A 13494-nucleotide genomic window follows, 5' to 3' on the forward strand; every position below is an offset into this window, starting at 1 on the left:
CTCAGGAGATGTTACGATTGGCTAAAATGGAGGGCTGAGAAGGTCGGAGGGATCATCCTCCATCGCCCTTGCCTCCAACCTTGATCGAACGCTCACGGGTCGCCTTCGATCCCGTCGGCCAGGAGGATGAATCCCTAAGCTTATTTTTCATTCGACGGCGCTAAGAGACGAATTTCGCCCTATATATCCTCTCACTCCCACCATCCACACCCCACCCAAACGGAGAGGATATATAGGGTTTTTTTATTGTCGTGTCCCAGGGAACGTGTTAAGATTAGGGTCAAACGTTTCCGTCGAGGACCGATGAGCCGTCAACCTCATCTTTATTTCTGCTATCTTCTGATGCTCCTTCTTCCCTTCTTCCATCTCCTTGAAAGCCCCCTGGCCATGACGGTTGAAGCCGAGAAGAAGATGGGGGAGAAGATTCTGCTCGAGCTCGAACCGAGAATCGAGCGGGTCAGGGACCTGACCCTGCAGGCCTATATCGATCGGATTGGCCAGACCTTGGTGGCGCAGGCAGGGCCGACCCCTTTCGAGATTACTTTCTCCATCATCAAGGGGACGGATCCGAATGCCTTTGCCATTCCGGGAGGACACATCTTTTTGACGACCGGCCTCCTGGTCTCCGCGGACAGTGAGCAGGAACTTGCGGGGGTGATCAGTCACGAGATCGCCCACGTGATGGGCCGGCATGTCGCCCAGCTCATCGAGCGATCCAAGCGGTTGAACATCGCCTCCTTGGCCGCCATCATCGCAGGGGCCCTCATAGGCGGAGGGGGGAAGGTCACGGAGGCCGTGGCCGTGACCGCCTTGGCAGCCTCCGAGGCCTTCGCCCTGAAATATACTCGGGACATGGAGGTGGAGGCCGATCAGAATGCGCTCCTCTACCTGAACCGCGCCGGCTACGATCCGAAAGGCCTGGTCTCCTTTATGAATAAGATATACAAGCTGAGCCTTACCCTCGGACCAGGCATCCCTCCCTATCTCTCGACCCATCCCGCCATCGGAGACCGGATCTCTTTGATGGAGAACCTCCTCCAGGCAGGGACCCGGGCCGCAGGCCTTCCTCCTTATCGAGTCTTAGAATCGTATCGGAAGATTCAGGCCAAGGCCTTCGTGGAGGAGCGAGAGCCCCACGTAGCGGTCCAGCATTTTCAATCCCTCATCGATGCCCATCCGGGGGAATCGGATTTTCATTACGGTCTGGGAATGGCTTATCGGAAAACGGGGAGGATGGATAGGGCCATCGAGGCCTTCCAAGCGGGGCTTTCGCTCTCCTCCGAGGACAGATGTCTCTTAAGGGAGTTGGGCATCACTTACTTCTTGTCCGGAAAATTGGACGAGGCCTGCAAAGCCCTGGAGGCGGTCCAGGCCTCTTCTCAGACGAGTGGGGATCGCTTCGAGGATTGGTCCGGGGTGTACTTTCTCGGAAGATGCTACCTTGAGATGGGGAGGCTCGCCCAGGCCCTCGCCTCATTCCAGAAGGTGAGAGGTCGATTCTCCGATTGGCCGGAGGTCTACCATAGCCTCGGCTCCGTTTACGGAAGGATGGGCCAAAAAGGGCTGTCCCATTTCTATTTCGGAAAACATTTTAAACTGAGGCGAGACAGCCGGAGCGCCCTGCTCCATTTTCGAACTGCCCTCGAGGGACTGGAGAGGGGAAGCCCTGAGAGGCAGGAGGCCCTGAGGGAGATTCAGGAATTGAGCGGAACGAAGAAATGATCAAGAGCAGTTCCTTGAAGGGGAGACGATCGTCATCGGAGGAGCCATGGGCGAGGTAGAACGTTATTGCGAAAAGGCCATCGAGAAAGGGATGGACGATGCCAGAGTGATCGATCCGGCCTCGATCGTCACCGCGGAATGGGTCAGGATGAAATGTCAGTTCGGCTGTCCCGGATACGGGAGAAGTCACTGCTGTCCCCCCCATACCCCAACCCCGGAGACCACCCGAAAGGTGATCGATTCCTACCGAACGGCCATTCTCCTCCACCGGAGGATCCCAGACGGGAGAAGGCGACGGGAGGAGACGAGACATTTCAATACAGGGGTCGTTCAGCTCGAAATTGACATTTTTTTGGACGGCTATTATAAAGCCTTCAGCATGACCTCGGGCCCCTGCCGGCTCTGCAAGGAGTGCGACCTCCAACAACCCTGCAAACACGGGATGGAGGCGAGACCCTCAATGGAGGCCTGCGGCATCGATGTCTTCGAGACCGCAAGGAGGAACGGGTTGGAGATCCGGGTCGTCCGCAGTCCCGAGGAGAGACAGGACATCTTCGGTTTGATCCTGGTGGAATAGGAAGTCGGCCCACTTTTAAGGCCATAGGGGACCCTGACCTTTGGCCCCTCGGAAAAGGAGGAAAGCCCCCCATCCCGGAATTTCGAAGAGGGCAGATAGAACCTCTATGAAGAGCGAGAAGAAGGAGAGAACCGAGGAGGCCCTCAGGCTCAACCGCGATCTGTCGATTCTGAACACCATCGGCCAGGATGTGAACGAATCGGTCGATCTTGACGAGATCCTCAACCGGAGCCTCGACAAGGTGGTGGAGTTGACTGACATTCAGTCGGCGGGGATCTACCTCCTCGAAGAGAATACCGGTGAGCTGGTCTTCGCGGCCCACCGAGGATTTTCCAAGGCCTTTGCCAAAGGGGTCAAACGGATCAAATTGGGGGAGGGAGCCACGGGAAAGGTGGCCCTCACCGGAGAGCCCCTCTTCATCGAAGACTACCCCTCCTATCCCGAGGCCCTTTCCTTCGCCCTCGAGGAGGGTTTGAGGTCGCTCGCCCTGATCCCTTTGAAGTCGAGGAGTAAGATCTACGGGACCCTTAACCTCGCCATGAAGGTCCCTTATGCCTTCACCCCCTCGTCGCGGAATCTCTTCCTCTCGATCGGGCAGACCATCAGCGGCGCCATGGAACGGGCCTTCCTCTATGCGGAAAATGTCCGACGCCTCGAGGAGCAAAAGACGCTTTACGCGATCGGGCAGGAGATCGTCTCGAAGCTCGAATTGAAGGTCATCCTCGACAAGATCATCAAGAGCGCGATCGAACTCTTGAAGGCCGATGCCGGGTCGATCGCCCTCTGGGACAATCGGAAACAGGCCTATGTCTATGTCGTCGCCCATGGGTTGACCGAGATCTTAATCGGGAAGGAGGTCTCCCCCTCCTCGAGAGGGATCGGGGCCGAGGTCCTGAAGAGGAAGAGGCCCGTTCTCTATGAGAATTACGACCTCCATCCCAACCGTCTGGTGGAGCTCGATCCCTTTCACCTGAAAGAGGTCTTGGGGGTTCCGTTGATCGTCCGGGAGATGGTCATCGGCGTGATGATCGTCTGCACGAAGGACCCTCGGAAGCATTTTGGGGAAAAGGACATCGAACTGCTCTCCTCCTTCGGCCAGCAGGCCGCGATCGCCATCGGCAACGCCCAGCTCTACGAGGACTCGTTATCGAAGATCCGGCATCTGACCGCCCTCTATGAGATCAGCCGAAAGCTCTCCTCCACCCTCGATCTCGACGAGTTGCTCCAGCGGGCCCTGGAATTGATTCGAGAGAAGTGGGGATATGCCCTCTGCGGCATCTTCCTGCTCGATCGGGAGAAGAGGGAGCTCTATATTCGAAAGGTGATCGGCCGTGACTTTGAAGAGGTCAAGGAGATGCGATTTCGGGTGGGCCTGGATGGCATTGTCGGATGGGTGGCCCAGACCGGGGAACCCCTCTACGTTCCCGACGTCTCCAAGGACACGAGGTATATCCCCGGGTCTCCCGAAGGGAGATCGGAGGCCGCCTTCCCCCTCAAGGTCAGGGATCAGGTGATCGGCGTGCTCGACCTCGAAAGCAGGGAGCTCAACGGATTCGAAGAGGAGGACCTGAAGACCCTCTCCTCCTTCGCCAGCCAGGTGAGCATCTTCATCGAGAACGCGCAGCTCTTCTCCGATCTACGACAGACCCTGAGCGAGTTGAGGCAGGCCCAGGATCAGATCATCCAGGCGGAGAAGCTGAGGGCGATGGGCGAGATGGCCAGCGGCGTGGCCCATGATTTCAATAACGTCCTGGCCGCCATCCTCGGGAACATCCAGCTCTTGCTCCACTCTCTGGAGACCTATGACCCCGAGGAGATCCGAGAACGTCTGAGGACGATCGAGAAGGCGGCCAAGGACGGGGCTGAGACGGTCCGCCGAATCCAGGAGTTCACGGGGAAGCGGCGAGACCGGGAGTTCATCCCCCTCTCCCTCAACGATCTCATCCAAGAGGTGGCCGCCATCACGGAGCCCCGTTGGAAGGACCAACCCCAGAAGAAGGGGATCTTCATCGAACTGGAAAAGGAGTTGGGCGATATCCCTCCGGTTCTGGGCAACCCATCGGAGTTGAGGGAAGTGTTGACCAACATCGTCTTCAATGCGGTCGATGCGATGCCGAAGGGAGGCCGGATCACCATTGCGACCCATCCCCATTCTGAGGATTGGGTCGAGGTCCGGATCTCGGATACAGGAATCGGCATGAGCGAGGAGGTGAAGAAGAGGATCTTCGACCCCTTCTTCACCACCAAAGGGGTGACGAGCTCGGGATTAGGATTGAGCGTCTCCTACGGGATCATCAAACGCCACGGGGGCGAGATCCTGGTCGAGAGCGAACCCGGAAAGGGGACGACCTTCCTCCTCCACCTGCCCGTGGGATATGGAGAGGAGGTGAAGGAGGTTGACCAGGGGGCCAAGAGACCTGCGGGGGCGCTTCGCTCGGCCCGGATCTTGGTGATCGATGATGAGGAGGCGGTTCGGGATGTCCTCTCGAGAATGCTTCAGGCCAAAGGCCACCGGGTCGAGGTGGCCTCGGGAGGAGAGGAGGGGATCGAACGGTTCAAGAAGCAGCCCTTCGACTTGGTCTTCACCGATCTCGGAATGCCCAAGATCTCCGGTTGGGAGGTGGGCAAACGGTTGAAAGAGCTCAACCCGAAGATCCCCGTGATCATGATCACGGGCTGGGGGATGGAGCTCGACCGAAAGAAGATGACCGAGAGCGGCATCGACCTCATCATCTCCAAACCCTTCAGCTTCGACCAGGTCACCCAGCTCATCCACGAGGCTTTGGACCTGAAGGAGAGGATGTGAGCTCACCCCCATCGCCACAGGGCGACGATGAAGGTGATGAGGAAGACGAAGAGCAGGTTCATATAGGCCATGAAATAGAAGGCCTTCTCCGGGGCCGACCTTTCAGGTTTGGCCTTCCCTGGCAGCACCTCTCCCACCAAGGGCATGGCCAGGACCTTCTCCTCCCCGTGGGGAGCCGATTTGAGCGCTTCGGTCAGATCGTTTCCCGCCTGGTGCTTCCGAACATGGTTGCCCTCGACCCAGAGCTTGCTCAGACTCACGTCATAAATCTTTCCTCGGTAGGCGATGTAAGCCGGCCTCTTTTCGGCCCCATCGAAATGAGATAGCTCCTCCAAGGTGTAGGTCGACTTTTTTTCGACTCTCCGATCGGCGGTCCGCCTTCTCAGCTTCGGGCCGATCCAAAAGGTGACCAGGCCGGCCGACAGGACCATCAGGGCGAAGAGAACGATTTTGAGGCTCAGGAGGAGGCCGAACCTGGTCGTGTAAAAGGCCTCCCAGGTCGGTATCCTTGCGATGGTGAGGGGGATGCCGGTGGCGGTCAGCAGGATCATCCCCAGCCATCCGAGGACCAGTTCCCCTTTTGGCAGCCCCTTGGCCGCATAAGCGGGCTTCAAGAGGAGGTGGACATAGAGGATCGTTCCGAACCAGGCGATGGCGGTCAAAAGATGGAGATAACCGAGGGCCAATCGCATCCCCCTTTGAAGCGGTCGAAGGGGCCTGTAAAGGCCCCTGGCTTGGAGGTCTTCCTTAAAAACCTCTCCAGATTTGGTCAAGGTTCCTCCCGTGGGATCCACATGGCACCGCAGACAGTCCCACCCGGTCTGCTCGGCATACTCCGGGGTGGCGAAGGCCTGAAAAGGCAAGAGAAGGGCGAGCAACGCAAGGGTGAGGAAACGGCAGAGGTTCATCGGATGCTATTATACCGGGGGTCTGAGCGATCGGCAAGGCATGGGACCTCTCGGCCTTGAAAAAAGGAGAGCGATAGGCTATTTTCATACAAACCTGGGGCGGCTTCCGTTCCCTGGGTTTCCTTTTGTGAGGGTGTTTTAAGATGGGGAAAAGCTTGAAGTGGCGTCTGATCCTCTACCTGGCCGTCACCCTTTTTGCCCTCCTCCTCTTTCTTCCGAGCGTCGTGCCGGAATTGCCGGATTGGTATTTCAAGGTGATCCCCACGGAAAAGGTCCATCTTGGCCTCGACCTCCAAGGCGGGATGCATCTCGTCCTCGAGGTCGAAGCGGAGAAGGCGGTTGAGAGCTACCTGGAGAGGGTGAAGAATGATTTGAGGGAGGACCTGAGAGACAAAGGGATCCCCGTGGGGAAGATCGAGACCGAGAGGAACGGCCGGCTCCTCTTAGAGGTGGCCGGGGAGAAGGCCAAATGGGAGAAGGTCCTGAGCCAGCGCTACTCGGCGATGCAAGAACTCTCGACCACGGCCCTGGGACAAGGGGTCTGGAAGGTCGTCCTCGTCCTCGACAGCCGCCAGGCCGACCAGATCCGGCGGAATGCCATCGACCAGGCCCTTGAGACGATTCGGAACCGAATCGACCAATTCGGGGTGGCGGAGCCCGAGATCACCCTTCAGGGGACGGACCGCATCCTCATCCAACTGCCTGGCATCCGCGACCCCCAGAGGGCCATCGACCTGATCGGCCGAACCGCCCTTCTCGAGTTCAAGCTGGTGGACGAGGAGGGAGATCTCGAGGAGGCCCTGAAGGGGAATGTGCCCGAAGGCAGCATCGTCCTCTACCAAAGGCAGGTCGACCCCAAGACGGGGGGCGTGAAGAAGGTTCCCTATCTCTTGAAAGAGAAGACCCTGATGACGGGCGAGGTGCTGAAGGACGCCCGCGTGGCCATCGACACCCAATTAAACGAACCCTATGTGGCTTTGGAATTCGACGATGTCGGCGCCAAGCTATTCGAGCAGATCACCGGCGCGAACGTGAAGAAGCGCTTGGCGATCATCTTAGATGACAACGTCTATTCCGCGCCGGTGATCCAGGAGAGGATCTCAGGCGGTCGGGCCCAGATCACCGGGCGATTCGATATGAAGGAGGCGAGCGATTTAGCCATCGTCCTGCGGGCGGGCGCCCTGCCCGCGCCTGTCAAGATCCTCGAACAGCGGAGCGTGGGGCCCTCCTTGGGTCAGGATTCGATCCGGCAGGGGATCCTCTCCGTCGTGATCAGTGCCATTTTAGTGGCCCTCTTCATGATCTTCTACTATCGGCTCTCTGGCGTGATTGCCGATGTCGCCCTGCTCCTCAACATCCTCCTCGTCCTTGGGGCCTTGGCCATCTTCAGGGCGACCCTCACCCTGCCCGGGATTGCGGGACTGGTCCTCTCGATCGGGATGGCCGTGGACGCCAACATCCTGATCCACGAGCGCATCAAGGAAGAGCTGCGTTGGGGAAAGACGATCCGGGCGGCCATCGATGAAGGCTATCGACGGGCCTTTCTCACCATCCTCGATTCGAACCTGACGACCTTGATCGCCGCCCTCTTCCTCTATCAATTCGGGACGGGCCCGGTCAGGGGATTTGCGGTCACCCTTTCGATCGGGATCCTGGCCAACATCTTTACGGCGGTTTATGTGACCCGATGGGTCTTCGATTTTCTGACGTTGAAGGTGAAGGTGAAGCGGTTGAGCATCTAACCCCCCCTGGTGGAATGGGGGTGCAGAGCGGTTGAGCGAAGACGATGGAGTTGATCCGGCCCGGAACCAAGTTCGATTTTATCGGGAAGAAGAGATTTACGATCTGGGTCTCGGCGATCGCCCTTTTGATCAGCCTGGGGTCGATCTTTCTTCACAAAGGATTGAAATATGGCGTCGACTTCGCCGGAGGGATTCTGATCCAGGTCCGGTTCTCCCAGGCCGTCGAGATCGCCGAAGTTCGACAGGCCATGGAGGCCATGGGATCGAAGGATGCCATGGTCCAGAAGTTCGGAGGGGAGAACGAATTTTTGATCCGGGTGGAGAAGTCGGAGGAGGAGCTTGAACCCCTCTCCAAGAAGATCCAGGCCTCCCTCCAGGAGCGGTTCGAAGGGAGGGCGCCGGAGATCCGGCGAGTGGAGGTCGTCGGACCCAAAGTTGGGAAGGATTTAAAGAGAAAGGCGATCTGGGCCGTGGCCCTCTCCTTTGCCGCCATCCTCGTTTTCGTGGCCTGGAGGTTCAGGCAGGTCTCCTTTGGATTGGGAGGGATCGCTGCCCTCATCCACGACATCCTCATTACCTACGGTGCGATCTCCCTGGCGGGCCTGGAATACTCCCTTCCCCTGATGGCCGTCATCCTGACGATCATCGGGTTTTCCATCAACGATACCATCGTCATCTTCGACAGGGTTCGGGAGAACATGAAGAAGATGAGGAAGGAGACGCTCGAAACGATCTTCAACGTGAGCATCAACGAGACCCTTGGCCGGACGATCCTCACCTCCGGAACCGTGATGATGGTGGTCCTCATCCTCTTCATCTTCGGCGGACCGGTGATTCACGATTTCGCCCTGACCCTGATCGTGGGCCTCGTCTCCGGGACGTATTCGACCATCTATGTGGCCAGCCCGGTCGTCCTCTTCTGGAACCGTTACTTCGCCAGGAAGAAGAAAGATTGACCCCGGCCTTTTCTTGACAGAACGGCAAGGAATATATTAATAGATGTTTTTGAGGTAACTTTATGAAGACCTTTCATGCCAAAAAAGAGGAAGTCAAACCCCAGTGGTATCTGGTGGATGCCGAGGGGAAGGTCCTGGGAAGATTGGCCGCCCAGGTGGCCAAGATCTTGAGGGGCAAACATAAACCCATCTTTACCCCCCACGTGGATACCGGCGATTTCGTCGTCGTGGTCAACGCCGAGAAGGTGACCCTGACCGGAAAGAAGTTGAAGGGGAAGGTGTACTATCGCCACACCGGCTATCCCGGCGGGATCCGGGAGATGACCGCGGAGAAGATGTTGGCCAAAAAGCCCGCCGAGATGTTCCGGATGGCCGTCAAGGGAATGCTGCCCAAGACGAGCCTCGGGAGGCAGATGATCCAGAAATTGAAAGTCTATGCCGGGCCCACACACCCTCACGAAGCCCAGAAGCCCATCCCCCTAACGCTATGAGATAGGCCGACGGACGAAAACCCCTTTTAAAGAAGGAGAGACGAGTGCCAGAACCCATTTACGCCACCGGAAAGAGAAAGACCGCCATCGCCAGGGTATGGTTGGAGCCAGGCCAGGGAAGGTTCGTCGTCAACGAGCGGACCTTGAAGGAGTATTTCGGAAGGGAGACCTGCGAGATGGTGATCATGCAGCCCTTCGACCTGACCGGAACTCGAAATCAGTTCGATGTGAAGGCCAAGGTTCATGGGGGCGGGATCGTGGGACAGTCCGAGGCGATCCGCCACGGGATCGCCAAGGCCCTCCTCCTTTACAACTCGGAATTTAAAGAGGTCCTGAGAAAGGCCGGCCTCCTCACCAGGGATTCGAGGATTAAGGAGCGGAAGAAATACGGATTGCGAGGCGCCAGGAGGAGACCGCAGTATTCGAAGCGGTAAAGGCGAAACCCGACGGGGCGGAGCAAGGGAGGTGAGAGACCTCCCTTTTTTGTTCACCCCGGCCGGGTTTGAAAGGCCGAGGTGCTTTCCTCATCCAATCGGGAAGGAAGAAGGAGGGTATTGATGAAAACGAGGGTCGGGATCGTCGGGGCGACCGGATATACAGGGCTCGAGCTTCTCCGACTTCTCTTGCGACATCCCGAGGTCGAACTCACCGCGCTCACCTCCCAAAAGTATGCGGGCCTTCCGATCGACCAGGTCTTCCCCTCCCTTTCGGGCCTGATCCAGGTGGAGTGCGAGGCCCTTTCGGTAGAGGCCCTTTCGAAGAAGGCCGATTTCCTCTTCTGCGCCCTCCCCCACAAGACGGCGATGGAGACGGTCCCCTCCCTCTACCGAGCCGGAAAGAGGGTGGTGGACCTGAGCGCCGATTTCAGGTTGAAGGACGCCTCGGTGTATGAACGGTGGTATCAAAAGCACACCGCGCCAGAACTTTTAGGCGAATCGGTCTACGGGCTTCCGGAGCTACACCGTTCGAGAATCCGGACCGCCAAGATCGTCGGAAACCCCGGGTGTTATCCCACGGCCGCCCTCATCGGGTTGATCCCTTTGATTCAGAGGGAGCTGATCTCCCTTGAGGGGATTGTGATCGATTCGAAGTCAGGGGTGAGCGGTGCCGGTCGGGATCTGGTCCTGGAGTCGCTCTTCTGCGAGGTGAACGAAGGCGTCAAGGCCTACAAAATCTTCAATCATCGACATACCCCCGAGATCGAGCAAGAGGCCAGTCTCCTGGCCCGAAAAAGGGTTTCGGTGACCTTCGTGCCCCATCTCATCCCCATGGATCGGGGGATCCTGACGACCCTCTACGTTCAACTGGCCAAGGGGATCAAGGCCGAAGACCTCCTCCGAGCCTTTCGCGAAACCTATGAGGCCGAACCCTTCGTCCGGATCTACCCGAAGGGCAGGGTTCCGAATACGAAGGACGTGAGGGGTTCGAATTTCTGCGATGTCGGCGTGGCGGTGGATGAAACTGGCAGCCGGGGGGTGATCGTCACGGCGATCGACAACCTGGTGAAGGGGGCCTCAGGCCAGGCCATCCAGAACATGAACCTCATGCTGGGCTATCCCGAGACTTTGGGCCTCGAAGGGATCCCCTTGGTTCCTTAGCCCTCCGAAGCCTCAAGGCCCGCATTCCACGCTGTCCTTCCTCTTCATTTACAACCCCTGGAGATTCTGTTAAATTATCCTTTCGTATGGCCGAAAAACCCTACACGCCGATGATCCGGCAGTATCTTCAGATCAAGAGTCAATATCCCGATGCGATCCTCTTCTTTCGCATGGGCGATTTCTACGAGATGTTCTTCGAGGATGCCGAGGTGGCCTCGAGGGAGTTGGAGATCGCCTTGACCTCGAGGGACAAGGGGAAGAAGGAGAGCATCCCCCTCTGCGGCGTTCCCTATTTCACGGCCGAAAGTTATATTTCGAAACTCTTGCAGAAGGGATATAAGGTCGCCCTTTGTGATCAGGTGGAAGACCCGAAATCGGCCAAGGGGATCGTCAAAAGGGAGGTGGTTCGCGTCTTCACCCCGGGCCTTTCCACCGATCCCCTTCAGCTTGGGACCGGGGCGAACAATTATCTCATGGGGTTTTTGGCGGAGGGAGACGTCTTCGGCCTCGCCTTTCTCGACATCTCCACCGGCGAACTGAGGACAAGCCAGATCTCTGGGGTCGAGTCCTTTCTCAACGAGGCCCAGCGAAATGAACCCAAGGAGATCCTCACCCTTGAGAAGTTCAAGCAGCACCCCGCCTTCTCTCGGTTCAAGAGATGTTTCGAAGACGCCCTGATCAATTACCTGGAGGATTCTACACCCGGGTCGCCCCTTCTCCTTCCCGAGACCTTTCGCGAGGCGATCCCGTCCGATTCTCCCCTCTCGGCCCTGGCGACGGCGATGGTCCTCCACTATGCGGAGGAGAACCAGAAGCGGCCCCTCTCCCATATTCGGTCGATCCTCTTCTACCGGATCCAGGATTACATGGTCCTCGACGAGGCGACCCAGCGGAATTTGGAGCTGACCCAGACGCTCTTCGATTCCGGCAAGAAGGGTTCCCTCTTCTGGGTCCTCGACGAGACGAGGACCCCCATGGGGAGCCGAAAGCTGAGGCAGTGGATGAATTACCCCCTGTTGGACCTTTCGACCATCGAGCGCAGGCTCGACAGCGTCGGGGAGTTGAAGGAGAAGAGGATCGAGAGAAGCCGTGTGAGGGAGGCTTTGCAGGGGGTTCTGGACATGGAGAGGCTGACCTCCCGCATCCTCCTCGGCCATGCCCATGCCCGGGACCTGGTCGGATTGAAGGAATCGATCCGGAGACTTCCCGATCTCAAGATCCTCCTGCAGGCCTTCACCTCTCCTCTCTTGAAGGAGGTCGCGGAGCAGATCGAAGGCTTTGAGGACCTGTTTCAACTCCTCGAGGCGGCCATCGTCGATCAGCCCCCGGTGACCGTGAGAGAGGGAGGGATCATCAAACCCCACTTCGATCGAGAGCTGGACGAGCTGAGGGAGATCAGCAGGGAGGGGAAGAGATGGGTCCTCCAGTTGGAGGCCGAGGAGAGGAGGCGCACGGGGATCTCCTCTCTCAAGATCCGTTATAACCAGGTCTTCGGTTATTACATCGAGGTGACCAAGAGCAATCTTCACCTCGTCCCCGACCGTTACGTCCGGAAACAGACCTTGGTCAATGCCGAGCGCTTCATCACGCCGGAACTGAAGGAGTTCGAGACCAAGGTGTTGGGGGCGGAGGAGGCGATCCGGCAGCTTGAATATCGGATCTTCGAGGAGGTCCTGAGGAAGGTCTCCGAGGCGACCCCCCGGCTCCAGAGGACCTCTTCGGCCATCGGGATGCTCGACGGCCTCGCCTCGCTCGCCGAGGTGGCGGACCGTTACGATTACTGCCGGCCCACATTGGACGAAAGCGGGGAGCTCTCCATCGTGGATGGCCGACATCCCGTCCTCGAACGGATGGCGTTGCCGGAACGATTCGTTCCCAACGACACCTTCCTCGATCTCCAGGAGCAACAAATCCTCATCCTCACCGGACCGAACATGGCCGGCAAGTCGACCTATCTCCGGCAGGTGGCGCTCATCGTCCTCATGGCCCAGATGGGCAGCTTCGTCCCCGCGGCCGAGGCCCGGATCGGGCTTGTGGACCGAATCTTCACCCGCATCGGCGCGCTGGACAATCTCGCGAGAGGACAGAGCACCTTCATGGTCGAGATGAAGGAGATGGCCCGAATCCTCCAGGAGGCCACCTCGCGAAGCCTCGTCATCTTGGACGAGGTGGGGAGGGGGACGAGCACCTTCGATGGGCTGAGCATCGCCTGGTCGGTGGTGGAGTATCTTCACGATCATCCCTTTGTCAGGCCAAGGACCCTCTTCGCCACGCACTATCACGAACTCACCGAGCTTGCCCTGACCAAAGAGAGGGTGAAGAACTACAACATGGCCGTGAAAGAGTGGGGAGGCGAGATCATCTTCCTCCGGAAGGTGGTGGAGGGAGGGACGAACCGTAGCTATGGGATTCAGGTGGCCAAATTGGCGGGCCTCCCCATGAAGGTGATCGACCGTGCCAGGGAGATCCTTTCGAACCTCGAGCGGGGAGAATTCGACGCGATGGGCATGCCGAGGCTTGCCCGCTCCAAGGGGACGCCATCGGCCCCGAAGACCCCATTCCAGCCATCCCTCTTCTCTCCGACCGATCCCCTCCGGATGGAGTTGAAGAGGATCGACCCAGACCGGATGACCCCGATCGAAGCCCTGAACGTCTTGAGCGAATTGAAGAAGCGGGCGGAGAAGGAAGCCTGAT

10 protein-coding genes are annotated in these 13494 nt (G+C 58.4%); 9 read left to right on the top strand and 1 reads right to left on the bottom strand.

Annotation, left to right across the window (positions count from 1 at the left end):
• The first annotated feature begins 303 nt into the window (after positions 1–303).
• The 3 genes from N3G78_04990 to N3G78_05000 all read left to right on the top strand — a co-directional run bounded on the left by N3G78_04990 (position 304) and on the right by N3G78_05000 (position 5105).
• Positions 304–1722 carry a M48 family metalloprotease gene (locus N3G78_04990; protein MCX8117275.1) on the top strand — a complete coding sequence of 473 codons (1419 nt, stop codon included), beginning with the start codon at positions 304–306 and terminating at the stop codon, positions 1720–1722.
• Positions 1723–1768: 46 nt separating this feature from the next.
• A complete protein-coding gene (locus N3G78_04995; protein ID MCX8117276.1) occupies positions 1769–2299 on the top strand; it encodes a DUF2284 domain-containing protein in 531 nt (176 codons plus the stop codon).
• Positions 2300–2405: 106 nt separating this feature from the next.
• Positions 2406–5105, top strand: coding sequence for a GAF domain-containing protein (locus tag N3G78_05000; GenBank protein ID MCX8117277.1), 2700 nt, complete (start codon positions 2406–2408; stop codon positions 5103–5105).
• Positions 5106–5107: 2 nt separating this feature from the next.
• On the opposite strand, the gene N3G78_05005 is transcribed toward N3G78_05000, so the two are convergent.
• The gene (locus N3G78_05005) at positions 5108–6013 is read right to left on the bottom strand and encodes a CopD family protein (protein ID MCX8117278.1); all 906 of its coding nucleotides are present in this window, start codon (positions 6011–6013) and stop codon (positions 5108–5110) included.
• A gap of 143 nt (positions 6014–6156) precedes the next feature.
• On the opposite strand from N3G78_05005, the gene secD reads away from it, so the two are divergent.
• The 6 genes from secD to mutS all read left to right on the top strand — a co-directional run bounded on the left by secD (position 6157) and on the right by mutS (position 13493).
• Complete coding sequence (gene secD, locus N3G78_05010; GenBank protein MCX8117279.1) at positions 6157–7755, top strand: protein translocase subunit SecD; 1599 nt, start codon at positions 6157–6159, stop codon at positions 7753–7755.
• A 44-nt stretch (positions 7756–7799) separates the two neighbouring features.
• Positions 7800–8711, top strand: a complete 912-nt coding sequence (secF, locus tag N3G78_05015) for a protein translocase subunit SecF (protein ID MCX8117280.1) — start codon at positions 7800–7802, stop codon at positions 8709–8711.
• Between the two features lie 62 nt (positions 8712–8773).
• A complete protein-coding gene (gene rplM, locus N3G78_05020) occupies positions 8774–9202 on the top strand; it encodes a 50S ribosomal protein L13 (GenBank protein MCX8117281.1) in 429 nt (142 codons plus the stop codon).
• A 44-nt stretch (positions 9203–9246) separates the two neighbouring features.
• A complete protein-coding gene (rpsI, locus tag N3G78_05025; protein MCX8117282.1) occupies positions 9247–9636 on the top strand; it encodes a 30S ribosomal protein S9 in 390 nt (129 codons plus the stop codon).
• A 123-nt stretch (positions 9637–9759) separates the two neighbouring features.
• The gene (gene argC / locus N3G78_05030; protein ID MCX8117283.1) at positions 9760–10800 is read left to right on the top strand and encodes an N-acetyl-gamma-glutamyl-phosphate reductase; all 1041 of its coding nucleotides are present in this window, start codon (positions 9760–9762) and stop codon (positions 10798–10800) included.
• An 86-nt stretch (positions 10801–10886) separates the two neighbouring features.
• Positions 10887–13493: a DNA mismatch repair protein MutS gene (mutS, locus tag N3G78_05035; protein MCX8117284.1), complete on the top strand. Its 2607-nt coding sequence runs from the start codon at positions 10887–10889 to the stop codon at positions 13491–13493.
• Position 13494: the final 1 nt, after the last annotated feature.

It is taken from the genome of Thermodesulfobacteriota bacterium (genome assembly GCA_026415035.1).
Lineage (GTDB): Bacteria > Desulfobacterota > BSN033 > BSN033 > UBA1163 > RBG-16-49-23.

Bases quoted from the DNA above. Each gene is read 5' to 3' on its own strand.
- N3G78_04990 (MCX8117275.1), top strand. From the start codon at position 304: ATGAGCCGTCAACCTCATCTTTATTTCTGCTATCTTCTGATGCTCCTT.
- N3G78_04995 (MCX8117276.1), top strand. From the start codon at position 1,769: ATGGGCGAGGTAGAACGTTATTGCGAAAAGGCCATCGAGAAAGGGATG.
- N3G78_05000 (MCX8117277.1), top strand. From the start codon at position 2,406: ATGAAGAGCGAGAAGAAGGAGAGAACCGAGGAGGCCCTCAGGCTCAAC.
- N3G78_05005 (MCX8117278.1), bottom strand. From the start codon at position 6,013: ATGAACCTCTGCCGTTTCCTCACCCTTGCGTTGCTCGCCCTTCTCTTG.
- secD (MCX8117279.1), top strand. From the start codon at position 6,157: ATGGGGAAAAGCTTGAAGTGGCGTCTGATCCTCTACCTGGCCGTCACC.
- secF (MCX8117280.1), top strand. From the start codon at position 7,800: ATGGAGTTGATCCGGCCCGGAACCAAGTTCGATTTTATCGGGAAGAAG.
- rplM (MCX8117281.1), top strand. From the start codon at position 8,774: ATGAAGACCTTTCATGCCAAAAAAGAGGAAGTCAAACCCCAGTGGTAT.
- argC (MCX8117283.1), top strand. From the start codon at position 9,760: ATGAAAACGAGGGTCGGGATCGTCGGGGCGACCGGATATACAGGGCTC.
- mutS (MCX8117284.1), top strand. From the start codon at position 10,887: ATGGCCGAAAAACCCTACACGCCGATGATCCGGCAGTATCTTCAGATC.